The following is a 341-nucleotide window of genomic DNA, read 5'->3' on the forward strand; positions in this document are numbered from 1 at the left end:
TCGTAGGAGTTACCGCAATTTCTTTTTATCAGGATAACCGAAGCAAAAAAGCTCTGGAAGAACTTGAAAAGCTCAATGAACCATTGAGTAAAGTAATCCGGAATTCAAAGATCATCGAAATCCCCACTTTTGAAATAGCTGTGGGAGATTTATGCATTACTGAAGAGGGAAGTCTTATTAATGCAGATGGGAAAATTGTACACAGTAATGATTTTTCCGTTAATGAATCTTCACTTACGGGCGAGAGTTTTTCTGTTTTTAAGGACAGCAGATCGGAAGATAATAAAGTGTATAGCGGTACCATTACCGTTTCAGGGCTGGCTGTTTTTGAAGTGGAAAGC

Annotated in this window: 1 protein-coding gene; it reads left to right on the forward strand. The window is 38.4% G+C overall.

Annotated elements, in window-relative coordinates; genetic code table 11:
* A partial coding sequence (locus ACPYOJ_RS34875) for a P-type ATPase actuator domain-containing protein (RefSeq protein WP_481420308.1) occupies nt 1–341 on the forward strand: 341 nt, incomplete at both ends.

It is taken from the genome of Rhizobium sp. SVR5-9E (genome assembly GCF_056755095.1).